We start from the raw sequence: 24,308 nt of genomic DNA on the forward strand, positions 1-24,308 counted from the left end.
GACAGAATAAAGACTGGAACGAACGTTCCAGCCTTTTTATCTGCTATAAGTAGCGTGCAATACCCCAACGGTTAATGCCGATTCTTCTGCCATTAGCCAAGGTTACAAGTCTATTATAGACCATGCTGCCGCTGTCTTTGTCGTAATAGCGAAGCAGTCCCCAGCCATCGTAGGCAACATCACCTTTAACCTGCTTACCTTCTCTGGTAAAGAAGAGACGCTGATTATTGATGTACTGACTGCCTGTCAGCGCTGTGCCGTCTGAACCCAGATAGTACCAATTGCCGTCTTTATCAGCTTCAAAGCGATTGGTTTGCAGTTGGCCTGAGTCAGCATGGTAATAGCGGATTTTGCCGTTTTCATTGACAAAGTCACCTTTAACCTGCTTGCCGTCATTGGCAAAATAAAGGTTTTGTCCATTAATCGTCTGGCTGCCTGTTACTGCTGTGCCGTCTGAGCCAAAGTAATACCAGTTATTTTGACTGTCTGTTGCAAAAATATTGTGCGCCAGCTCTCCGGAATCTGCGAGATAATAGTAGAGTTTACCATCATTAGCCGTGATAATCTTTCCTTTGACCTGTTTGCCGTTTTCATCAAAGTAATAAGATTTACCGTCAATAGTTTGACTGCCGGTTTGCGCTGTGCCGTCTGCTCCGAGGTAATACCAATCACCATTGCTGTCATTAGCAAAACGATTAACAGCCATATTTCCGGAACCATCATCAAAATAGCGTTTCTTGCCATCAGCATCTGTTATCCATTCACCCTTGACTTGATAGCCGTTTTGATCAAAGTACTGTGTATTGCCATTGATCGTTTTCAGACCTACTGCCATCACGCCGTTTTCATCAAAGTAACGCCATTTGGTATCCTTTTCAAAAGAGTAATAGTCATTGCTGAAGCGATTGCCCAGGCGGCCAAAATAATTTTTAGTGCCGTCGGCATTTTCTAAGATAGCTTCACGCAGCTGAACACCGTTAGGCAGGAAGTACTGTACTTCATTGTTCAAATGCTGCTGGCCATAGACCATATGACCATCTTTATCGAAATAATACCAGTTGCCTTTGGCATCTTGAACAAAGCTGTTTTTAGCCTGATAGCCGCTGCTTGAATAGAAGGTCACGCCGCTGCCGTCATTGACAAAGCCTGTTAAAGCTTCTTGGTTAGTCAGCTGTTTTGGCAGATAGGTTTCCTTGCCATCCAGCGTAAAGTACTTATCGCTGGCCGCATCTTTAAGGACATAGCCGACACCGCGTCCCAAAATATTGGTACCATTGAAATACTTAGCCTGCCATTGGGTAATCTTTTCACTCGGATCCAATTTTTGACCGTTTGAAATTTGAGTACGTTCAAAGATGCTAGGATACTTGGCTGCCAGCTCGTCTAAGAAAGCGCCGCCGTATTTAGCCTGATAGTCATCGCCATTGGTCTTGGTATTAGCCAGATAAAGCGAATCCTTAATTTCCGAATCATGGCGATAGTCACCATAGTCATTAACGCGGGTCGCTGTAACGACTTCTCTGCCCGGCAGATTGTAAATTTGATCCGGTACCCAGTCGGCAATGACTTGAATACCATTGCGGTGCAGGGCTTTAAGGGCATTGATCATATCCTGCTGAGAACCGTACTTATTGTTCTTACTCATGGCAAGATCGTAACGGTCTTCAAAGGAATAGCCGTTTAAAATGATTGAATCAAGGAAGGAACCGTCTTCAGATGACACGTACTGCGGTGCCATTTCAAAGGACGTCACACCCCATGATTTGAAGAGATCAACGTTTTGTGCAATCTTCTTATTTGTGTATTCTGAATCGTTAGTGACAAAATCTTGGAAATTTGAAAAACCTTCATAGATTAACTGTGAATCCAGAGCACTTGAAGCATTGTAAACCTGTCCGTCAGCATTGGCCTTGTCACTGGCTGCTACACGAACATCTTGGCTGTCGCTGGCACCGACCGGCACCCAAACAGCCAGATAGCCTGATACTTGCGGATTAAGATAACCTTGAATATCTGACGCATCAAAAATGAGTTCGCCATTTTCATTTGTTTTGCGGTAGAAGGCTTTAGCAGCATCATCAGATGCATAGGCTGCAAGTCCGTCCTGAGTTGTTAAGATGAGCGGACGGTACTCTTGGTTTTTATGAGCTGCCCCCATGTTCACAACTACTTTATCATTGGCATTGAGTTTCAGACTTGGGTTATTGCTGGTAATAACAGCCATACCTTGGGTCTTAGTGGCTTCATTGCCGCTGTCAGTAGCTTCATTAGCTCCTGTACCGTAGCGCACAGATGTTAAGACGCCGGTATAATCCCAATCCATATTGGCCTTATCACCCTCAACATAGGTAATCTTCATATCCTGACCGCCGGCTGCATACTTGATGCGAGCCTTCATCAAGGCCTCAATAGCATCGTAGTACGGTGACTTAGTAGCCATGTATTGGCCGTCGTCGGTATACATATCCCCATAGTAAACACGGGTGATGGAATCCTTATTGGAGAGCATCAAAGCATAGGCTGTCGGAATATTGGATTGTGTGTATTTCTTATTAGCCTGACGCATATCTTCATTGTAAATCTTGAAGGCTTGCTTGAGCTCGTCCAGCGTAAAGGTCAAACCATCTGTATTAGGATTGATATTATCCTTGATGATCTTGGCAATAACCGTCTGAACTTCACTGTCATGAGCCCGGATAAAGATATAATTGGCCATGCGTTCGCTGTTTTTGCCCTCAGCTGAACGGTTATTCAAGCTGTTTGTAATGACAGATTCCAAGCCACTGCGGACATTGCTTTTATCAACCGCATCTTTTTCAAGAGGACGTGCCAGAGCATACAGGAGTGACAGACGAAGCTTATTGTCAATCGGCAGCTGTGCTCCGTAAGTATCTTTATTATACTGCGGATCATTGTCTGACCAAGCTTCTAAGATAGACAGGTGATCAAGGGCATTTTTCTCGCTCTTATCTACGCCGTAATAAGCCTTGAAATAATCTGAGGCAATCTGCAGCAAATCAGCATTGACATTATCAACCGCATCGACCCGAACGCCGTCAAAATTAGCTTCAGGGTCATTAGCGACAATAGAACCATAGTTCATTAAATAATGAAGCCAGTTGAGCTGCTCTGCCTGAACAACGGGATTTGAATTATCAATATCATTAGCTAGGAGGAATTCGTAGCCACCCATAGAATTATCATCGAAATACTTTTGCTCACCGGTCTGGCTGGTTGGTGTGCGGTTCAGCAAACGGTAATCAGAATTTGCATACGGTGTTTTATCGCTGTTTTCATAAAGCAAAGCACCGCCCTGCAGATGGTCCTTTTCGCCGGCTGAAGTATCAGATTCGGTCTCAATATTCCAATTAGACTGCGTTTTGACAAAACTGTTGATAATGTCACGCAGCCACTGCGTCTGCTGGGTTTGCGAAATCTTGCTTTCAATCTTCTCCTGAACATTTTGAGCAGCTAAGTTCAGACTTTCCTGACTGCTGTCAGCCGTATAGGTTGTTCCTGTACCTAATCCCTGCTCATTCATGTAGTTCAAATAAGATACCTGAGTTTGCTTATCAGGCCACCAAGACATGAGCAGCGGACGCAGATCATTTTCTGTTGATGCTGTCCAAGTCTTGCCGTCTTTCAGGATATCTTTAGGACGGTACCAAGAATCCGCTGTGACATAATTATCAACAGTTTCAAGGCTGTTCTTCTCCAAATTAACAATCTGGTTGTGCGGTGTGTACTCATTGTTTAAAGATGTCAGCCCCTGAGCAAACTGATACTGTGCCGTATCTGACAGAGCCCCTGTTTCTTTATCAAAGAAAAGGGTTTGACCGTCAACTGTTAAGGCGAAGTTCTTTTTGACCTGACCGTCTGAGTCAATATAATAATACTTGCCATCAATCTTTTTAACATTTGGAATAGCTGATAAATCAGCATCACTCAAGTTTTTTGTTTGATTTTGTTCGGCTGTCTGAGCGGCTGTTACACGTTCTCCAGAGGTCTGAACTTTAGCTGCTCTTGCAGTTGTCTCAGAGCTTGCCGCTTGTTCCTGAGCCGGAGCTGTTACTGCCTTCTCAGTGGTTTCTTGAGCAGTGCTGCTTTGGCTTTGCACCTGATCCTCTGGAGCTTCAGTAACCGTTTCGGTGCTCTGCTCTTGAGGCTGCTGAGATTCCTGTTCAGTGACCGGTGCCTGCTGTTCAGCAGCCTGTGTTTGGCTGCTCTCTGCGGCAGGCTGATCGGCTGCAGAAGTCTGCTCTGTATTCTCACTTTGACTTTGCTGAGTGACGACCACCTGATTATTCGCTGCCTGTTCTGTATCTGCTGATGCAGACACATCCAGCGCCGCACTGCCCAAAGTCAGCAAGCTGGATGCAATGGCGACAGTCACCCAGTGTTTTTTCACTTTGCGCATTTTATAACGTAGTTTCGTTTCCATAAAAAATCCTCCTTTTATTAGTTAAACATTATAGCTTCATATTCCTATAAAACTCATGACGCCTAGATTACAAACTTCTTTCTTTGTTTTTCTAACTGATTAAGGCAAAACCGCAGAAATTATTTTTAATAGAAATATAATCTTTTTATAAAAAATAAAGAACCCAGTCAAGCGACTGAATTCTTACAGATATAAAAGACTTGCAAGCGTCATATTTATCGGTATGGAAACAAGTGACAAAATCGTTGTTAAAAGTACCAAACGCGAGCCGTATTCATAATCGCCGCCGTAAACCTGACTGAGCAGGGCAGCATTCATAGCTGTCGGCGAACAAGAGGCGATGGTCAGCGCCAGTTTCATATCATAGGCATCTACCGGCAGCAGCCAGATGAGAAGGATGCTGACCAAGGATGTCACAAACAAGCGCAGCAAGGCCGTGTAATAGGCCGGCCTGTACAGAAAAATCTCCTTAAAGTCAGCCTTGTAGAAATAAGAGCCCAGCACCAAAGTTGATAAAGGCGTATTTAATTTCGCGATCGTTTCAATAGCACCAGTAATGACTTTAGGCAAGTCATAGGGCAGGCTGAAGAAAAAGAGGCCGATAACCGTTGCAATCATGGCAGGATTGATAAACAGAGAACGCCAGTTAATCACATTTTTATCTCTGGCAATGAGATAGAGCCCGTAGGTCCACTGCATAATCTGATTGGCAACAACAAAGCCTGAGATGAAAAAGACTGCATTGGTACCGCCTACAGCTTCCGCCAAGGGCGTTCCCATAAAGCCGACATTGGCAAACAGGGTTGCGTACCGATCCATATTACGATCGTCAGCCAGCAGAAACTTTACCAGAACTATCCGCGTGATTAGGAGGAAAAAGGCCGAACCAATCATGATTAAGAGCAGACTCAGCCGTTTGACAGAAAATTCCTGACTGATAAAAGAAGACACAAACAAACTCGGTGCAACATAAGTTGTCAGAAGTTTTGATAATTTAAAGGTGACATCCTTGGTAAAAATGTCTTTATGTGCCAGAAACGCTCCCGCTCCCATAATCAGAAAAAGTACGACTAATTTTTGAAAAACCAGACTTGCAATGGCCATAAAAGCTCCTTTCATTTGCTTTTGCCTTATTATAACATTATCCAGTAATAATGAAAGAACGATAAGAGAAATTATTCTAAATTTCCATCTCTAATCAAGCAACAAGGCTGTTTTAGCGGCTAAGCTTCTGCTTGCTTGCTGAACTGGCTCATGTACAGATCGTAATAGAAACCTCTGTCGGCCAGAAGACTTTGGTGGCTGCCCTGCTCAATGATTTGTCCGTCTTTCAAAACAAGGATTTTATCAGCTTCCTGAATGGTTGAAAGACGATGGGCAATCACAAAGCTGGTCCGCCCTTCCATGAGCTTATTCATCGCTTTTTGAATCAGAAGTTCCAAACGTGTGTCAACAGAGGAGGTTGCTTCATCTAAAATCAGAATTTTAGGATCAGCCAAAAGAGCACGCGCAATAGTTAAGAGCTGCTTTTGTCCCAGAGAAATATTGCTGGATTCCTGATTCATTTCCATATTGTAGCCGCCGGGCAGTGTCCGGATAAAGTGATCAACATTGGCGGCCTTTGCGGCTTCAACGATATCGTCATCGCTGGCATTCAAATTGCCAAAACGCAAATTTTCCTTGATTGTTCCTTCGTAGAGCCAAGCATCCTGCAGGACCATGCCAAACTGCCGGCGGTAGTCCTGACGGGAAAGATGGCGGATATCATGCCCGTCAACTTCAATCGCTCCTTGTGTCACATCATAAAAACGCATCAAGAGATTAATCAAGGTTGTCTTACCGGCACCTGTCGGACCGACAATCGCAACCATCTCACCGGGTTTCACTTCCAGATTAAACTGGCGGATAAGCGGTTTGTCCGGTGTGTATTGGAAAGAGACATCCCGAAAGCTGACCTGTCCGGTCAGATCGTGTTCTAATTTTTCAGTTACCTGATTAACCTCATCTTCTTCATCCAAAACGTCAAAAATACGCTCTAAAGAAGACTTGGCACTCTGCAGGACACCGGACAGCTGGGTAATGGTCTGAATGGGCTGACTGACTTGCCAAATATATTGCACAAAGGCCTGCAGGTTACCGATAGTCAGCTTTCCTGCCAGAACCTGTAAGCCGCCTACCACGGCAACAATCAGATAAGCCCCATCTGAAATAGCATTGAGCACCGGCATCATAATACCGGAAATAAAGCTGGCTTTAAAACCGACATTGCGCAGATTTTCTGTAATATCACGGAAGTCTGCTGCAGATACTTCTTCACGGCCATAGAGTTTGATGACATTAAAACCCGTCAGATTTTCCTGAACAAAACCGTTCATATCTCCCAGCGCATTAGCCTGCTTTTTAAAATAGGGCTGGGATTTTTTCAAAATAAAACGGGCACTGAAATAAGTCAGGGGGATGCAGGCAATCACAATCATAGCCAAAGGCAGATTGAGGTAGAGAACCATAGCAACCACCAGGATAATGGTCAAAAAGGCATTGATAATCTGCAGAAAACTCTGCTGCAAAGCATTAGAAACTGTTTCAACGTCATTGGTAAAGCGCCCCAGCATATCTCCAAATTGGTGGCCGTCAAAGTAAGAGACAGGAATCTTGTTGATCTTTTCACTCAGATCCTGACGCAAATCACGTATACTTTTCTGCACAGCATTAGTCATAAAATAGTTGGAACCGTAAGAACCAATACTGTAGAGCAGCCCGCGCAGAAAATAGAGCAGCAAAATACCAAAAATATAAGCGGTATTGATATGAGCTCCTTTGACACCTTTTGCCATGTCGACCAGATTAGCCGTCAGCTCTGTCATCACAAGACCTAAAATAAAGGGTTCAAGGACATTCATGACAGAGCTGAGAATCTTAAGAAAAATGGCAAGAAAAAGCGAACTTTTGTAGTTTTTTAAGTAATGCCACAAGCGAAGAAAAACATTTTTATCTTTCATGAGCCCTCCTAACCTTCTGTCAAATTTTGATTATCAAGCTGCGAATGCGCAATTTCACGGTAGATCTCATTAGACTGTAAAAGCTCATCGTGAGTTCCCCGGCCAACAATTTCACCTTCATCCAGAACAATGATCTGGTCAGCATTCATAATGGTTCCGACACGCTGAGCAACAATCAGCACGGTGGCATCGCCCGTGATTTCTTTCAGGCGTGCCCGCAGCTGAGCGTCTGTCTTATAATCCAGAGCTGAAAAAGAGTCATCGAAAATATAGATATCCGGCTCCTTCACTACTGCCCGAGCGATCGATAAGCGCTGCTTCTGACCGCCGGAGAGATTACTGCCGCCTTCTGCCAGATGGGTATCAAATTTTTCTTTTCGGCTTTCAATAAACTCCTTGGCCTGCGCTACATCAGCAGCTGAATGCAATTCAGCCAGAGTCGCATCTTCTTTCCCGTACTTAAGATTCTCACCGATGGTTCCGGTAAAAAGCAGGGCTCTCTGCGGAATAAAGCCGATTTTTTGGCGTAAAGCTTTCAAATTATAATCACGGACATCAACACCGTCGACTAAGATTCTGCCCAGTGTCACATCGTAAAAGCGCGGAATCAGATTGACCAGCGATGATTTCCCGGATCCTGTACTGCCAATAAAGGCAATGGTCTCACCCGGACCGGCTTTAAAACTGATATCATGCAAGACGGGACTTTCCGTCTCTCCGGGATAGGCAAAGGTCACATTGTCGAACTCCAAATAGCCTCTCGTTTTTGTCTCAGTGACACCATTTTCATTGGGATTGATGGAAATAGGCATAGCCATCACTTCCTGAATCCGTTTGCTTGACACCGCCATCCGCGGATACATGGTAAAAATATTAGCAAACATCAAGAATGAAAAAAGAGCATGAAAACTATATTCAATGAAGGCAAGGAGATCCCCAATCTTAATCTCAGATTTTTGCAGCGGATCCAGCGAAAAATAAACAATAGCCACAATCATAATGATAATAATCTGCACAAACAGAGCTTCCGTCAGGCCGGTTAATTTAAAGAGCCGGCTGGAGGTATTTTCATAACTATTATTTTTCAGCGCAAACCGCTCCTCTTGAAAAGATTCACGGGCAAAGGCACGGATAACCCTGAGACCGGTCAGATTTTCACGCACGTACTGATTTACCTTGTCCAACGTATTTTGCTGCTTCTCAGACAAGGGGCGTGTTTTTGCTGCCACGTAATAAACAACCAGAACTAAAAAAGGAATGGCAACAACCACAACCCAAGCCAATGATGCACTGGTCAAAAGAACCATGATAACACTGGAGACCATCATCATGGGGGTTACAATTCCCATTCGCAGGGACATTTCAGCGAATTGCATGAGCACAAAAGCATCGCTGGTCATACGGGTTACCAAAGATGAAACACCGATTTTTTCATATTCGTGGTGGGAATATTGCTGCAGTTTATCATACATATCATTGCGCATGTCACGAATCATCGTTGTTGTCAGTCTGCCCGAAGCATAGGCCAGTGTAATCCGCCCTGCTATTCCCAGCAAAACAATCACAAACATGACAGCAGCCCAAAAATAAAGGGCCTTTTTATCAGCCGGTGTAATACCTTGGTCAATCATTCGGGCTAAGGCCGTCGGCAGCCCTAAATTCACCACAACAAATAAAAAAGCCCCTAAAACATCCAATATCAGCCATTTGGGATACTTTTTCAAATAAGACCAAATATAAGCCATATCTTCTCCTTTTTCTTACAAATCTTTTATCATCCAAACGTCCATGGCATCATGCGAAGCACCAAAAGACAGAGGCGCCTTTAACTTGACAAAACCAAAGTGCTCATAGACCCTAAGAGCCTGCTTGAGCACATGTGAACTTTCAAGGTAGATCTTGGCAAAGCCTGCTTTTTTAGCCTCCTGAAAAATATGCCGTATTAGAAGGCCGGCGATACCCTTGCCGCGGTGATCCTCATGCACATAGAGTTTTTGCAGCTCCGCTGTTTCTTTCGAAACAGGCGCAAAGCCGCCCACTCCCACGATATTATGATGGCTGTCCTCTGCAACAAAATAAGCAGCTCTGGGATAGCCGTCATAATGAGCGCTCAGCCTGTCTAACTGAGGATCAAAATAGGCAGTGCCTTCAACAGCCAAGCCTTCTTTTTCCAAAGAATGGCGAATCAGCTGAGCAGCTGCAGTATCATCGTTTTGCTCTATGGGTCTGATTAACATCATTTCTCCAACTCACTCAGGTATTCATAGCGCTCGTACTTTTCCAGCAGCTGATTATTCATGTCATCAAGGTCTCGCTGCAAGGCTGCTAACTGGCCGTAGTCGCTGGCATTTTCCTGCATCTCACTCTCAATGCCTTCGATCCGCTTTTCAAGCGCGGCAATATCATCCTCAATCGCTGCCCATTCCTGCTTTTCAAAGTAGGACATGCGTTTCTTTTGGCTCTTGATTTTTTCAGCTTTCGGTTTTTCTTTTTTCTGTGCCATAGCAGAGCTGGATTTTTCAAACTCTTTTTCATCCAGATAGTCGGTGTAATTGCCAAAAAATGTACGGATTGCACCGTCCTCAAAAGCCAGAATTTTATTGGCTACCTTATCCAAAAAATAACGGTCATGGCTGACTGTAATGACAGGACCGGCAAACTGCCCGAGAAAATTTTCAAGTACCGTCAAAGTAGCAATATCAAGGTCATTGGTCGGTTCATCCAACAATAAAACATTGGGCTTTTCAATGAGGATTTTTAGAAGATAAAGCCGCTTTTTTTCACCGCCTGACAGCTTGGAAATAAGTGTTCCGTGACTTGATCTGGGAAAGAGAAATTGCTCCAGCAGATCCGTGACACTGCTGGTTCCTACAACCGTTTTAACCTCATCTGCAGCTTCCTGCAAGTAATTGATGAGACGCTTGCTCTCATCCATTCCCTTAATCTGCTGCGAAAAATAACCGATGCGAACAGTCTCTCCGGTAATGAGCTGTCCGGAATCCGGCTGTAAATCACCGTTAATCAGATTCAGCAGGGTTGATTTTCCGACACCATTGTCACCGACAATGCCAATGCGATCTTTATTTTGAATAAGCAGATTGAAATGCGACAGAATGGGCTTATCCGGAAAGGCAAAACCAACATCTTCAAAAGAAATGACTTTCTTGCCGATACGGCTGGTTTCAAAATTAATAGCCAAATCGGCAGTATCAGTATTGCCTCTTACATCAGCTTTTAAATCCTTGAAGCGGTTAATCCGAGCCTGCTGCTTTGTTGCTCTGGCCTGGGGCTGCCTGCGCATCCACGCAAGTTCCTGTTTATAGAGCTGCCGTTTTTTATGCAGAGAAGCTGCATCACGCTCATCCTGCTCAGCGCGAAGGCGGACGTAATCCTGATAATTCCCCTGATATTCTGACAAATGCGCCCTGTCCAATTCAAAAATACGGGTGGCAACATTATCCAAAAAATAGCGGTCATGGGTAATAAACAGCACAGTTCTGCGGCTGCTCTTCAAATAATTCGTCAGCCAGGCAATTGTATCAATATCCAAATGGTTGGTCGGTTCATCCAAGAGCAATAAATCTGCTTCAGCCAGTAAGACCTGAGCCAGCTGAACCCGGCGGCGCATCCCTCCGGATAATTGACTGACCAGCTGACTGGTGTCATGGATACCTAACTGAGACAAGACTGTTTTTACTTCACTTTCAATACTCCAAGCGTCCAGAGCATCCATCTCTGCCATGATCTTTTCCAGCTTATCCTGACTGGCCTCATCATAATCCGCCATCAGCTTTTCATAGGAACGAACCAGCTCCATTTCTCGCAGTTCTGATGACAATACGGTATCAAGCACTGTTTTTGTTTCATCAAAATGCGGTTCCTGCATCAAATAAGCTATCTTGTAGCCGTTTTTCTTATGAAAGGGCGATCTGTCTCCATCAAAACCCAGTCTGCCTGAAAGAACATCCAAGAGCGTAGTCTTTCCAGTCCCATTGACACCGATAATGCCAATGCGGTCCAGATCGCGGATAATAAAGGAAATATCCCGAAAGACTGTTTTATCACCAACAGTTTTGCTCAGTCCGTCAACTAAAAAATCACTCACGCTCCAGTTCCTTTCTGACAAAATCAAAAATAGCTTCCCGCTTATTTTCCAAATCACCTGCTACAATGAGCAGCTCAATTTGATTCAGGAGTTTCCCGAGTTTCGGACCCGGCTTAAGTCCCAGTTCTGCTATCAAATCGCCGCCTTTGACAAGAATGTCATGCTTATCGTGAATAGTAAGATCGGCGTTGAGGCTTCTAATACGCTCAGCGTCAACAGCAAGACCTTGTGCCTTGCGAAGCTCTTCGACGAGCAGCATCAAATCCTCACCGTAGCGATAAACATCGGCCTTATCCGGCTGCCTCTTCTGACGCAAATCATAGATTGCTAAAATTTTCTCTACTGTTTTTTGAAAATGATTGGCGGTCTTCCATTGTTTCAAAAAAGACTTGGAATTTTTAACATTCAGATACAAGAGCACTGCCGCCCAGGCCTGCTCAGACGTCGAAAATCTAAATCCTTCCGGTAAATCACTTAAAAGCCGCTGCCAATTTTCAGCGGAATTCTCCAGCAAAGGCAGGTGATTATAAGCCTGACTGGCAAGCAGGTAAGCAATCCCCTTGCGCCAAAAAGGAGCCTGCAGCAGCTTGTCAAACTCAATAAAAGAGCGCTCTACAGAAATTTTTTCCAATAAGGGCGCATGTTCTTTCATGGCAGCAAAAGTCTCTTCTTCAATGTCAAAATCAAGATTGGCAGCAAATCGCAGGCCTCTCATAATCCGCAGAGCATCTTCATTAAAGCGCTCAGCAGCATTGCCGACCGCCCGCAGACGCTTCTGATTTAAATCTTCTAAGCCGTTAAATTTATCAATAACATTGGACTGCTCATCGAGAGCAAAGGCATTGATGGTAAAATCCCGGCGCTTCAAATCTTCTTCCAAAGAGCGCACGAAAGACACCTGACTGGGTCTGCGGTAATCCACATAGACATCCTCAGTCCGAAAGGTCGTGACTTCATACTCATGACCGTTCTCTAAAACTAATACAGTACCGTGCTCAATGCCAATATCTACTGTTCGCGGGAAAATTTTCTTAGTTTCTGCCGGATAAGAGCTGCTGGCAATATCGACATCGTGAATGGGGCGGCCCAGCAAAGCATCGCGCACACTCCCGCCGACAAAATAAGCTTCAAAACCAGCCGCTTTAATTTTCTCTAATACTGGTAAAGCCTCCTGAAATTCAGAAGGCAGATGTTTTAATCTCATAATAAATGTTCCAAACCGTAAACGAGCTGCCCTCGTTTCACCACTTCTTTAATCCCTAGGTTGACACCGCTCATGAACGAAATACGATCATAAGAGTCATGGCGAAGAGTCAGCCCCTCACCCTGTGCACCAAAAATCACTTCTTGGTGGGCAACAAGTCCCGGCAGGCGGACACTGTGGATTCTAAAACCGTCAAATTCGGCACCGCGCGCACCAGCCAGTGTCTCTTCTTCATCTTCAGCTCCTTGTTTTTTATAGGTACGGGCTTCACGGATGAGTTCAGCTGTTTTGACAGCCGTTCCGCTTGGAGCATCTTTTTTCTTATCATGGTGCAGCTCAATGATTTCCAAATCCGGAAAATATTTAGACGCTTTAGCTGCAAATTCCATCAGTAAAATAGCTCCGATAGCAAAGTTAGGCGCAATCAGGCCGCCTAGTTTTTGATCCGCCGACAGAGCTATTAAATCTGCAATCTGTTTTTCGGTAAAACCAGTTGTACCAACGACCGGGCAAAAACCATTTTCCAAAGCAAAGCGGGTGTTCTCATAAGCGACTTTAGGCATGGTAAAGTCCACCCAGACATCGGCATCAAAGCCAACCAAGTCGGCCTTATCCGTGAAGACAGGAACACCGTCAAAATCTTTTTCGCTGGCAAAAGGATCGAGCAGAGCTGCCAACTGGAGCTCACTGTCGCCTTTAACCATATCTACGGCTGTTGAACCCATTCTTCCCTTAAAACCTGCAACAATAACTTTAATACTCATTTTTCTTCTCCTTAAACGATCGGTACAGCTCCAAGCGCAAGCGCTCCTTCTCCCAGATGGGTGGCAATGACGCCGTCGAAAGGAACAATAGCTAAATTGTCTGTATAGCCATGCGCTCTTAAACGCTCCTGTAAATCTGCGGCCTTGTCTATGGCATTTGCATGGATAATATAAGCCATGTAATCGCCGTCTGCAGTGACATCATCTAAGATCGCAATCAGACGCTTAAGCGCTTTTTTCTCAGTTCTGACCTTCTCAAAAACCTCAATCCTGCCATCAGTAAAATACAAAATAGGCTTAATACTCAGCAGATTGCCCAAAAGAGCCGAGCCGTTTGACAAGCGGCCGCCTTTAACCAGATGATTGAGGTCATCTACCATAATGAAGGCATTGGTCTTTTCAATCATAACCTTCAGATTGGCTAAAATCTGCTCAAAAGAAAGACCCTCTTCACCCCATCTTAGGGTTTCCATGACCATCCATCCCATCGGGCTGGAGGTGATTTTGGTATCGGGAAAAGCGATGTCCAAGCCGGCGTATTCCTCAGTCAGGTACTGAATATTTTGGTGAAATCCTGAGATTCCGCTTGATAGGAAAAGACCGATAACATGAGTATAGCCGTCTTTTTCCAGCTTTGTCAGCAATGCATCCAGATCGGCCAAGCTAGGCTGACTGGTCTTTGGTAACTCTTTGGAGGCTGCCATTTTGGCATAAAACTCATCCAAGGTCAGATTCTTGCCTTCAACATAAGATTTCCCCTCAATTGCAATCTCAATGTCAAGGATAAAAAGATTGCCGCTTGACGCAAAGTCTTCCGGAAGGTAGACCGATGAGTCTGTAATTACAGCTAGTTTCATCTCTTTTAGAACTCCAGTGTAACGCCTTCTCTATCCAGCGCAATTTCAGTCACTTCATAGGTCATGCGTTTCAAAATATCTAAAAGGGGTGCCGCTAAAGTCGCAACTTCTTCCTGTGAAAATTCACTGGGCTGATTGATTAGGCGATCTTTGATTTTGACCATTTGCGATAAGACACCGCTGAGCACAAACTCATCGCGCACAATCATAAACTGCAAGACAGCTATAACTGTCGTTTCGTTCAGTTCTTCATTTTTTTCAACTAATTGGAAAGTTACCTCAACATCTGTTTCCGGTGTCCCGTTTTCTTTCTCCCATTCTAAATTTCTGGCATCGTAATGATACTGGTTGACAAACTCTTTTTGACGTACAATTTCCATTGTTTTCTCCTTGTTTCACATTACTTTTCATTATAGCACACTTAAAAACAAAATTAAAGAAATCCCTTATCAGAATTTCTTTTGCGGATGCTTAGCAACGATGTCCGGATACCGTTCCAAAACAGCCTTTCCTTTGTCTGTGATTTGATAACCTCGAAGGTCAAACAGTCTTTCCAGTTCCTCATTGGAATAAACCTTGGCCAGAGCTTCCTCCACATCGCGGCGTTTCATTTTAGACAGGCCCTTGACATGCTGCAGCTGTAAAAATTCTTTTAGTTTTGGCATAGCCAAGTGCTTGAGAGACTCAAAAGCTGTATTCAGCCTGACATAGTTTCCCTGAAGAAGCCAATCTAATTCTTTTTGAGCGTCAATGCCATAGCTGGTATAAAAATACTTATGGTGAGAAGACTGATTGGTATAGGTGCCAAAGCTGATCCGCCAGAGCATGATAATATGGCCGGGCAGCAGACCTTCTGCTGTGCGTACCATATTTCGTTTAGGGACAGGCTTTTTTAGGAGCTCCTCCTGATACTGCGGCGCAAAATAAGGCAGCTCAGCATGATTAGCATAGACTTGATTAAAATTTTTCATGCTTCTATTGTAACAAAAAAAGAGCAGGACCAAAATCAATTCTGCTTTAGAAATTGATTTTATCAGTCCCGCTCTTTTAGCCGCTTGAAGCGCAGCTATTGCTTAAACCTTAATCAGAATAATCAAACCTGTCAGCTCCAAAACAGCAGACTGCCAGCCGCAAGGCCAATGAGGTAGCCGATAATAACATCTTTGGGATAGTGAACACCGCCTAAAACTCGGCACAGGGCCAGTAAAGCAGACAGCAAAAGCAAAAGCAGACCCAAGAAAAGATTTTCGTGCAGGATGCAGACACTGATAACCGTTGCCGAAAAAACATGGCGGCTGGGCATAGACTGTCCCTTTGACTTCTTTATAATCAAAGGCTGAATTGCCCAAGCCTCATAAGGTCTGGGACTGTTAAGTATCTTTCTTGCCAGTGACAGCAAAACAAAAGCTATTCCCGGAATGATGATATAAGGTGCCAAGACCCCTATCTTTTTTTGAGACCAAAAAAGATAAGCCAACAAAGCCAAATAAAAAACAGGCATTAGTCTGGTAATCAGAATATTTGTCCATTTGATCAGTCGGATAAGCTGAGGTCTTGTTCGGATTGGTTCCGTCAGACTTTCATAAAAAGCTGCATAATTTTTCATCTGTCATCTACTTTTCTAAGAAATACCGGAAATTTGCCGCTGACTTTTTTCAGTTTAAATCTATTATAGCATTTCTATTCAAATGCATCAGCAGCCAGCTCAAAAGCAGCAGCAAAGAAAACAAAATTAAGCAGACCTGCATCAAACAAAAAAAGAGCGATTAGGCTCTCTTTTTGATAACAGCTGTCTGTTTTTGAATATAATCAATTAAATCCAAGGTCAAATCATAACGTAAAAAAGGTGTAATCAGATAGATTCCATTAAAGTAGTTTAAAGCCTGATCGATCAATTTCTTGCTTTCTGCCAGTGCAACTGCCTGACAGGCCTCTTTGTCGTCCTTAACAGCCTTTAGTTTTTCCAGAAAGGCTTCCGGCAAATGGATTCCCGGAACTTCGTTGTGCAGAAAAACAGCATTGTTATAAGACGTTATCGGCATAATGCCAATGAAAAAGGGCTGATCATAAGCCTTTGTCAAATCGCCCAGCTGCTGGATGATTTCTTTATTAAAAATCGGCTGTGTAATAAAATAATCAGCTCCTGCTTTGATTTTACGCTCAATCAGACGGCTGCTTTTTTCGAGCTGACGAACATTGGGATTAAAAGCTGCTGCCGCTGTAAAATGGGTTGCCCTTTTTAAGCTGGCTCCGCTATAGCCTTTGCCTTGATTCAATTGCTTAATCAAAGACAGTAATTTAAAACTGGTGGCATCGTAAACACTGGTCGCTCCGGGAAAATCACCAATTTTTGAAGGGTCTCCCGTAATCGCAAGAACGTGGTCAAATCCCAGCACATCCATTCCCAAAAGACGTGACTGCAAGCCAATCATATTATGATCCCGGCAGGCAATATGAAGTAAAAAGGGTGTTGTCATATCATCTTTTAATAGAGATGCCAGACTGAGATTGCAAATACGGGTTTTAGCCAGAGAATTATCTGCCAAAGTGATAGCAGCAATATTCTTTTTATCCAAGGCTTTAACTCCTTCAATAAATTTATCAATAGCTAAAGTCTTAGGAGGGTCAATCTCTGCAATGATCGTGACTTCTTTTTTTGCCTTATCTGCCAGCGTTTCTTTTTTGCTGATTTCATCAATGAGCTCTTGCTCTGTAATCAAAGGAGTAATAACCTTACGTTCGACCGGCTTTAAATTCCGGATACCGCGTTTAATCGCCCTCACATGGTCTGGTGTTGTCCCGCAGCAGCCGCCGATCAAGCGCACGCCTTCTTCCACAAAAAGCCGAGCACAGTATTCAAAATAGTCAGCATTCTGGCTGAAGCGATACTGTCCTTTTTCATTGTCACTGGCAAATGTTAAAAGGCTGGCATTAGGATAAGCAGACAGATAGCTTTGTGCAAAAAGGGGGACCTGCTTAAAAGACTGAATCATGTGATAAGGTCCCAGATGGCAGTTCAGCCCGACAATATCTGCACCCAGCATTACCAAATGACTGAGGGCTTCCACTAAGGGCCGGCCATCTTCTGTGATGCCTGCTTCATGAAGTGCCATATTGGTTATCAAGGGCAAATCAGTCAGCGGCCTTATCGCTTTCACGACAGCCTCTAACTCTTCCCTGTCATAATAAGTTTCAAGCAGCAAACCGTCCAGCTGCCCGGTTTCTAAAAGCGCCTGAGCCTGCTCAACGGTCTCTTCGACAATGTCTTCCAGATTAAGATCGCACTGTTTCAGCCCCCGTGAAGCTCCTATCGTTCCCAGAACAAAGACACTTTCTCCGGCAGCCTGACGAGCGATCTCAACCGCTTTTTGATTGATTAGCTTAACATCATTGTCATAGCCAAAAGTTTTAAGACGGTGGCGCTTTGCTCCATAAGTATTGGTCTGGATGATATCAGCACCGGCATCAATATAGGCCTTATGAATGGCTGAAATACGTTCTGGGTGGCTGATATTATAATAGTCATGACAGGATTCCAAACCATCAGCATAAAGAAGGGTTCCCATAGCACCATCAGCTACTAAAATATCGGTTTTTAGTTTATCTAGCAATTTGGACATGGACACTCTCCTTAACTTAATTTCCCAGTTTTCTGCGAACTTCCTTGGTTGCTGCGACTAAAACTTTAAGAGCAGCAATCGTTTCAGGTTCTTGGCGGGTTTTCAGCCCACAGTCAGGATTGACCCAAAACTGCTTAGGAGACAGTTTGTGCAGAGGTCTTTCAATATTGGCAACAACTTCTTCTTTAGTCGGCACGCGCGGAGAGTGGATATCGTAAACGCCTAAGCCTATTCCCAGCGGATAGACCGCTGTCTCAAAGGATTCGATAATATCGCCATGACTGCGGCTGGTTTCAATGGAAATCACATCCGCATCAAGAGCCCGGATAGAATCAATGATTTCATCAAATTTAGAATAACACATGTGCGTGTGGATCTGCGTTTCATCTTTTACAGAAGAGGTGGCGATGTGAAAGGCACGAACGGCATCGTCAAGATAGGCCTTTTGTTTAGCCTTGCGCAGCGGCAGTCCCTCACGAAGGGCAGCTTCGTCAACTTGGATGATAGCAATACCGGCATCTTCCAGAAGCTTGATTTCATCTTTGATAGCGAGACCAATCTGATCAAAGAGCTGTCTGCGCGGAATATCTGTGCGTTCAAAAGACCAGTTGGTAATCGTGATTGGGCCTGTCAGCATACCTTTGACCGGCCGGTCAGTCAGACTCTGCGCATAAACCGTTTCACGGACAGTCAAGGGTTTAATGTGCTGCACATCCCCGTAAATAATAGGTGGTTTCACAGCCCGAGAACCGTAAGATTGGACCCAGCCAAGCTTCGTCGTAGCAAAGCCAGCCAGCTGTTGACCAAAGAATTCGACCATATCAACCCGCTCAAATTCGCCATGGACTAAAACATCAAGATCCAAATCTTCCTGAATCTCAATCCAGCGTTTAATTTCACTGTTTATAAAGTCCTGATACTCTTCATCGCTGATGTTTCTGTGTTTCCAAGCTAAGCGTGTCCGTCTGATTTCCTGCGATTGCGGAAAAGAACCGATTGTTGTCGTTGGCAAAAGCGGTAACTGTAGCTTTTTCTGCTGCAGCTCTCTCCTCTTTTCAAAACCGCTGGCGCGTTTAGTTGCCGCTTGCTCCGCATTTTCCAATTCAACATTTCTAAAATCGGCAGCCTGAAGTGCTTCAAAATGAGCGATATGCTCTTGATAAGCGGGAGTTTCTCGGCCGTCCAGTTTTTCTGCCAGCAGTCTGACTTCCTGCAATTTTTCGTCAGCAAAGGCCAGACCATTCAGCAAAACAGCTTCCAAATCTGTCTCATTTTTAGCAGTAACAGGCACATGCAAAAGCGAACAAGAAGGCTGTACAGTTACCTCAGCAGCATTTTCTTTGATTGTCTTTAAGAGTTCGGCAGTCTTCACAAAATCAGAACTCCAGATATTACGGCCGTCAATCACACCCGCAAAGATTTCCTTATCTTTGAAAAGTCCTGATGTCAAAGCGGCAAGATTTTCTTCCAAACCATGAACAAAATCCAGTCCGAAAGCAGCAACAGGAAGCTGAGATAAGCTTTCAGCATCAATCAAAGCCTCAAAATAAGTCTGGAAAATAAACTTAACCTGCGGAATCTCCTTAGCAAAACAGCTGTAAACAGCCTTTGCTGCTTCCAGATAATCAGCCCCCTCATCAGTCACAAAGATAGGTTCATCAACCTGAATATAAACAGCTCCCGCATCAGCCAATTCCTTGAAAACTTGTTTATAAAGCGGCAGGAGGCTTTTTACAGCAGCAGTAAAATCCTCAACACCTGACGAGAGTGCCACATAGGTGATTGGCCCTGTGATGACAGGTTTAGCTTTGTCCCCTACGATCTCTCTTGCTTCCAAATAAAGCTCCAAAAGCCGCTTGTTATTAAGTTTGGGACGCTGTTTTGTCCACTCGGGAACAATGTAGTGATAGTTGGTATTAAACCATTTTTTCATCGAAGAAGCGACATTTTCTTTGTTGCCCCGAGCAATCGAAAAATATAAATCAATATCTGCTGCTTCTTTAGCAAAACGTTTAGGAATGATATTGAACTGCACAGATAAGTCCAAAATCTGATCGTAAAGCGAAAAATCACCGACCGGAATTAAGTCTAAACCTGCAGCTAACTGCTTTTTCAAAAAATCTCTGCGCAGTGCTTTTGCACCTGCAAGCAGCTCTTGCTGGCTAATTTTCTTGGACCAGTAAGATTCAATCAGCTTTTTCCACTCACGATTTTCGCCTAACCGCGGATAACCTAAACTAGAAACTTTTGTCATATAACCCTCCCCTATAGTTTTGAGGTTAGATCTGCCTAGATCTTTCATCTCATAACTATACCCTATTTTTTTATTTTGATTAAAATCATACTAAATAATCTCTTTCAAATCAATACTTTATAGGTTTCTAGCTTTTTATGCTTTTATATAGTTTGAAACTATACATTAAGGGACTGTTATAGTTATTAGCTATAACAAAAAGAACACAAATCTGCTGCTGCCCAAAAACTTTAGATTGCCATAGAAAAAACCGGAACAAAGTCCGGTTCATTCTTTTTAGAATTTGACAGAGCAATTAAGGCTCTTATTTTGCCTTGCGCAGCATACCAAAGAGGATACCTGAAACCACAGCTCCAATAAGGATATAGAGCAGATAGAGCAAAGCATTGCTGGTTAAAGCGATAACGAAGATTCCGCCGTGAGGGGCCATCAATTTAATACCTGACAGACCAACCAAAGCACCTGTAAGGGCTGAACCAACGATGAAACTTGGAATGGCACGTGCAGGGTCAGCTGCACCGAATGGAATGGCACCTTCAGTGATGAAAGACAATCCCATAACAATGTTAGTCAAACCAGAATCACGTTCTTCTTTCGTAAATTTATCTTTGAAAAGCAATGTCGCAACAAAGACTGCAAGCGGCGGTACCATACCTCCAGCCATAACAGATGCCATGACTACAGAACCACCTGAAGAAACAGTCGCAGCCAGCGTACCTGTACCAAAAACGTAAGCCGCTTTGTTCACAGGACCGCCCATATCAACAGCCATCATTCCGCCAACTAAGAGTCCCATCAAAACAGCTGAGCTGCCTGAGAGGTTTTCAAGGAAGGAATTCAAAGCTGTATTGATGCTGGCCATTGGAATATTGACAAAGAGCATCAGGAAGCCGGTTACCAAAACACCAAGCAAAGGATAAAGGAGAATCGATTTAACCCCTTCAAGTGAGCGTGGAAGCCCAGTCAAGAGTTTCTTAAGAAGCAGGATAACCCCACCAGCAAGAAAACCGCCGACAAGAGCACCTAAGAAACCGGAAGGAATACCTACCAGAGCCAGGCTTTCTTTACCGCCGCTGGCAAATGGTACTTTACCGAAAGCCAGACCGGATTTAGCAATAAATCCTGCAACGAAACCGGCAACCAGACCAGGTTTTTCTGCAATAGAGTAGGCAATATAACCAGCTAAAACTGGAAGCATAAATTCAAAAGCTGCATTACCGACATTCTTGAAAAGTGATGCGACTTCATGGTAAGAACCTAGGTTAGACAATTGATCCTTAGGTACTCCCATCAAATTATCAATCAAGAAAGCAAGGGCAATAGCGATACCGCCTCCGATAACAAACGGCAGCATCTGTGAAACACCGCTCATCAAGTGCTTGTAGAAAGCACCGCCGAGTCCGGCTTTTTCACTTTCTGCAGCTTGGCTGCTGCCGGAAGGACTGTCAGCTGCTGTATAAGTATCAGCCTTGTCATTAAGAATGGCATTGATTAACTCTTCCGGCTTTTTAATACCTTCTGCAACTGGCCGAGAAATTAAAGGCTTACCGTCAAAACGATCCATTTCAACTGCCTTATCCGCAGCAACGATAACGCCCTTAGCACGCTTAATGTCATCAGCAGTCAATTTATTGCCGATACCAGAGGCACCATTTGTTTCGACCTTAATCCCAACACCCATTTCAGCAGCTTGCTTTTTAAGGGCTTCTTCAGCCATATAAGTGTGAGCAATACCGGTTGTACAAGCTGTTACAGCAACAATAAACTCTTGATTGTCAGCGGCTGGTGCAGCCGGTGCTTCTTCTTTCTTTTCTTCTTCTGTTTGGTTAAAGAGAGCAATAACATCATCAGGAGTGCTTACTTGGCGCAATTTATCTGCAAATCCATCTTTTAACAGATATTGAGACAGTTCAGCCAAGGCTGCTAAGTGGGTGTCATTGGCACCATCTGGTGCAGCAATCATAAAGAAAAGATCAACCGGTGCACCGTCAAGCGCTTCATAATCAACGCCCTTATTTGACTTAGCAAAGAGAACCGTTGCTTCCTTAACAGCTGCATTCTTGCTGTGAGGCATGGCAATCCCATCACCAAGGCCTGTCGAAGTCTGAGCTTCGCGGTTCATGATACCGGCTTTAAAGGTATCAAAATCGGTAACAATACCTTTTTCGGTCAGTTTTGAAACCATTTCATCAATAACGGCTTCCTTGGTGGTTGCCTGCAGATCAAGCAACATCACGTCTTTGTTCAGTAAGTCCTGAATTTTCATCTTTTTTCTACCTCTACTTTTTTGTAAGTTTCTTTTATTAACTCAATACTAGCTAAATCATCTGAAAAAGCTGTTGCTGTGCCGCAGGCAACGCCCCATTTGAGAGCTTCTACCGGGTCGGCTGTCTTGACAAATTCGCCCGTAAAGCCGGCAACCATGGAATCCCCGGCACCGACAGAATTTTTGATTTGTCCTTTGATTGGCTTAGCAAAATAAGCTGCATCTGGTGTTACCAATAAAGCGCCGTCACCTGCCATCGAGATGATAACATTTTGCGCTCCCTTGGCCAAAATTTCACGTGCATACTTTTCAATGTCATCCAATCCTTGCAGACTGACATTGAAAATGGCTTCCAGCTCATGATTGTTAGGTTTCACCAAGAGAGGCTGATAAGCAAGAGCATCCAGCAAGGTTTGTCCCTCAAAATCACACACGATTTGTGCACCTGTCTGTCTGACAAGCGGAATCAAGCGTTTGTAGATTTGATTGCCCAGATTAGTAGGAGCGCTTCCGGCAAACACCACGGTATCTTCTGCGGAAAGCCGGCTTAAAACAGCTTCTAAGGCTTCTACCTGCTCCTCGCTTATGACCGGACCTGTTCCATTAATCTCGGTTTCCTCATCAGCCTTGATTTTAACATTGATTCGTGTGTCCTGATCAACATGAACAAAATCAGTTTTTATGCCTTCAGCAATCAAGCCTTCTTCAACAAATCTGCCGGTAAAACCGCCAATGAATCCTGTTGCAGTATTATCCTGTCCCAAGCGCTGCAAGATACGGCTGACATTAATCCCTTTTCCTCCGACGAATTTATCATCACTGTCCATACGATTGACACTGCCAATTTCTACAGTATCAATGCGGACGATAAAATCAATTGAAGGATTGAGAGTTACAGTATAAATCATACTTCAATCACCTTCGTTTTTTTCTTCGTTTCTTTTAACATACGGCTGTCCGATTTATTAGTGATAATCGTCACTGTTTCCAGCCGAGCCACTTTAACAAATGAGGTCTGTCCCATTTTTGAAGCATCTACTAAAGCATAGGTCGTCTGAGCATTGTCAATAACTGTCTTTTTGATAGCTGCTTCTTCTGTATCAGGAGTTGTCAAGAAATGCAAGTCAACACCATTCATGCCGATAAAAGCCTTGTCAAAATTCAGCTGACTGAGCTGGTTGATAGCAAACTGACCGACACTGGCATCTGTTGAATTTTTGACATAGCCGCCGATAACCAGAGTATTGATGTCTTTTTCCACCAATTTTGCTGCATGGTGAATAGAATTTGTCACCACAGTCAGCCCTTCCTGCTGCAGCATGTCTAAGAGCAGTTCAGTTGTTGTTCCGGCATCAATAAAGATGACATCACCGGCCGAAATCATTTCAGCTGCTTTTTGGACAATGGCCTGCTTGGCTTGAACGTTTTTGATAGATTTTTGCAGAATCGTTTCTTCCTCTTGTAAGGGATGGTTCTTTTCAGCTCCGCCATGAACACGGTGAAGCTTCTTCTCACTTGCTAATTCATCTAAATCTCTGCGAACGGTTGATTCAGAAGTATCAAGAATACTAACAAGAAATTCCAAGGTTACAAAATTTTCCTGCGACAGCTTTTCCATGATAATCTGCTTACGTTCAGATTTTAAGATATGACCTCACCTCCTGTTGAAATCGTTTACACTTGTTATTATATACTCCCACAGAATAACTGTCAAGCAATTTCTCCCAATTTCTTTCAAAAAGTAACAAAAAATCATAAAAGTAAGCAAAAAACTGACCTTCTGTGCTATCCAAAAGAT

General features: G+C 43.8%; 17 protein-coding genes. All 17 read right to left on the reverse strand.

Annotated features, from left to right (window positions below):
• Positions 1 to 43 precede the first annotated feature (43 nt).
• Positions 44 to 4,441 (reverse strand): glycoside hydrolase family 70 protein, encoded by a 4,398-nt coding sequence (locus G573_RS0107800; protein WP_027976201.1) that lies wholly within the window; start codon positions 4,439 to 4,441, stop codon positions 44 to 46.
• Positions 4,442 to 4,624: 183 nt separating this feature from the next.
• Positions 4,625 to 5,545: an AEC family transporter gene (locus G573_RS0107805; protein ID WP_027976202.1), complete on the reverse strand. Its 921-nt coding sequence runs from the start codon at positions 5,543 to 5,545 to the stop codon at positions 4,625 to 4,627.
• A gap of 119 nt (positions 5,546 to 5,664) precedes the next feature.
• Entirely contained in the window at positions 5,665 to 7,440 is a 1,776-nt protein-coding gene (locus G573_RS0107810; protein ID WP_027976203.1) for an ABC transporter ATP-binding protein, read from the reverse strand.
• 8 nt (positions 7,441 to 7,448) lie between these two features.
• A complete protein-coding gene (locus G573_RS0107815; protein ID WP_027976204.1) occupies positions 7,449 to 9,185 on the reverse strand; it encodes an ABC transporter ATP-binding protein in 1,737 nt (578 codons plus the stop codon).
• Positions 9,186 to 9,200: 15 nt separating this feature from the next.
• The gene (locus G573_RS0107820) at positions 9,201 to 9,677 is read right to left on the reverse strand and encodes a GNAT family N-acetyltransferase (RefSeq protein WP_027976205.1); all 477 of its coding nucleotides are present in this window, start codon (positions 9,675 to 9,677) and stop codon (positions 9,201 to 9,203) included.
• Positions 9,677 to 11,545 carry an ABC-F family ATP-binding cassette domain-containing protein gene (locus G573_RS0107825; protein WP_027976206.1) on the reverse strand — a complete coding sequence of 623 codons (1,869 nt, stop codon included), beginning with the start codon at positions 11,543 to 11,545 and terminating at the stop codon, positions 9,677 to 9,679. The genes G573_RS0107820 and G573_RS0107825 overlap by 1 nt, the downstream gene beginning before the upstream one ends.
• Positions 11,538 to 12,749, reverse strand: coding sequence for a CCA tRNA nucleotidyltransferase (locus G573_RS0107830; RefSeq protein WP_027976207.1), 1,212 nt, complete (start codon positions 12,747 to 12,749; stop codon positions 11,538 to 11,540). Before G573_RS0107830 ends, G573_RS0107825 begins: the two co-directional genes overlap by 8 nt.
• Entirely contained in the window at positions 12,746 to 13,513 is a 768-nt protein-coding gene (gene dapB, locus G573_RS0107835; protein WP_027976208.1) for a 4-hydroxy-tetrahydrodipicolinate reductase, read from the reverse strand. The genes G573_RS0107830 and dapB overlap by 4 nt, the downstream gene beginning before the upstream one ends.
• Before the next feature lie 11 nt (positions 13,514 to 13,524).
• A complete protein-coding gene (locus G573_RS0107840) occupies positions 13,525 to 14,370 on the reverse strand; it encodes a DegV family protein (RefSeq protein WP_027976209.1) in 846 nt (281 codons plus the stop codon).
• 5 nt (positions 14,371 to 14,375) lie between these two features.
• A complete protein-coding gene (locus tag G573_RS0107845; RefSeq protein ID WP_027976210.1) occupies positions 14,376 to 14,750 on the reverse strand; it encodes a DUF1149 family protein in 375 nt (124 codons plus the stop codon).
• A gap of 69 nt (positions 14,751 to 14,819) precedes the next feature.
• Entirely contained in the window at positions 14,820 to 15,341 is a 522-nt protein-coding gene (locus G573_RS0107850) for a hypothetical protein (RefSeq protein ID WP_027976211.1), read from the reverse strand.
• Positions 15,342 to 15,472: 131 nt separating this feature from the next.
• The gene (locus G573_RS0107855) at positions 15,473 to 15,976 is read right to left on the reverse strand and encodes a phosphatase PAP2 family protein (protein ID WP_027976212.1); all 504 of its coding nucleotides are present in this window, start codon (positions 15,974 to 15,976) and stop codon (positions 15,473 to 15,475) included.
• A gap of 160 nt (positions 15,977 to 16,136) precedes the next feature.
• On the reverse strand, positions 16,137 to 17,990 hold the full coding sequence (locus tag G573_RS0107865; protein ID WP_027976214.1) for a bifunctional homocysteine S-methyltransferase/methylenetetrahydrofolate reductase: 1,854 nt from the start codon (positions 17,988 to 17,990) through the stop codon (positions 16,137 to 16,139).
• A 16-nt stretch (positions 17,991 to 18,006) separates the two neighbouring features.
• Positions 18,007 to 20,244 (reverse strand): 5-methyltetrahydropteroyltriglutamate--homocysteine S-methyltransferase, encoded by a 2,238-nt coding sequence (gene metE / locus G573_RS0107870; RefSeq protein ID WP_027976215.1) that lies wholly within the window; start codon positions 20,242 to 20,244, stop codon positions 18,007 to 18,009.
• Positions 20,245 to 20,548: 304 nt separating this feature from the next.
• Positions 20,549 to 22,510 carry a PTS fructose transporter subunit IIABC gene (locus G573_RS0107875; RefSeq protein WP_027976216.1) on the reverse strand — a complete coding sequence of 654 codons (1,962 nt, stop codon included), beginning with the start codon at positions 22,508 to 22,510 and terminating at the stop codon, positions 20,549 to 20,551.
• Positions 22,507 to 23,418, reverse strand: coding sequence for a 1-phosphofructokinase (pfkB, locus tag G573_RS0107880; protein WP_027976217.1), 912 nt, complete (start codon positions 23,416 to 23,418; stop codon positions 22,507 to 22,509). Before pfkB ends, G573_RS0107875 begins: the two co-directional genes overlap by 4 nt.
• The gene (locus G573_RS0107885; protein ID WP_281168706.1) at positions 23,415 to 24,158 is read right to left on the reverse strand and encodes a DeoR/GlpR family DNA-binding transcription regulator; all 744 of its coding nucleotides are present in this window, start codon (positions 24,156 to 24,158) and stop codon (positions 23,415 to 23,417) included. The genes pfkB and G573_RS0107885 overlap by 4 nt, the downstream gene beginning before the upstream one ends.
• Positions 24,159 to 24,308 lie beyond the last annotated feature (150 nt).

The sequence above is a fragment of the Streptococcus devriesei DSM 19639 genome (genome assembly GCF_000423725.1).
In the GTDB taxonomy this organism is placed as follows: domain Bacteria; phylum Bacillota; class Bacilli; order Lactobacillales; family Streptococcaceae; genus Streptococcus; species Streptococcus devriesei.